The organism is Phytobacter sp. V91 (assembly GCF_965644225.1).
In the GTDB taxonomy this organism is placed as follows: domain Bacteria; phylum Pseudomonadota; class Gammaproteobacteria; order Enterobacterales; family Enterobacteriaceae; genus CBFFRJ01.
The window spans coordinates 1-691 of sequence record NZ_CBFFRJ010000298.1; the positions used below are offsets into that span (position 1 = coordinate 1).

The 691-nt window shown below is 51.2% G+C and carries 1 protein-coding gene; it reads left to right on the plus strand.

Going from position 1 to position 691, the window contains the following annotated elements; all coding sequences use genetic code 11:
- Window positions 1-633: integrase core domain-containing protein (locus tag ACSZO4_RS25745; RefSeq protein ID WP_437891917.1), on the plus strand; the 633-nt coding region annotated here is incomplete at its 5' end.
- Between the last annotated feature and the right edge of the window lie 58 nt (window positions 634-691).

A 691-nucleotide genomic window follows, 5' to 3' on the forward strand; every position in this document is an offset into this window, starting at 1 on the left:
CTGACCGACGCTCAAATCGCAGCGCTGGAGAAGAAGGCCCTCGATGACGAGGCCAGCGGTGAAATCGAGACGGCACACCCGGGGTATCTGGGCTCACAGGACACTTTCTACGTGGGCAATCTGAAAGGCGTGGGCCGTATCTACCAGCAGACGTTCGTGGATACATACTCGAAAGTGGCGCACTGCAAGCTGTATACGAGTAAAACGCCGATCACTGCCGCTGACCTGCTCAATGATCGCGTCCTGCCGTTCTACGCGTCTCAGGGACTGCCGATGCTGAGAATACTGACCGACAGGGGGACGGAGTACTGTGGTAAAGTGGAGCAGCATGATTTTCAGCTTTATCTGGCCATCAACGATATCGACCATACGAAAACGAAGGCGATGTCTCCGCAGACCAACGGTATCTGCGAGCGGTTCCATAAAACCATTTTGCAGGAATTTTATCAGGTTACGTTCCGCAAGAAGCTTTATGCAGACGTGGAAAGCCTGCAAAGGGATCTGGACAACTGGTTGTGGCATTACAATAATGAGCGAACTCATCAGGGAAAAATGTGCTGCGGGCGTACGCCAGTGGCGACTTTACTTGATGGAAAACGGGTCTGGGCAGAAAAAAATCTGAACCAGATTTAATCTGACAGACACCTGTATAAATAACCGGTAACTGTCAGATCAGGTCTGAGCTAGTACA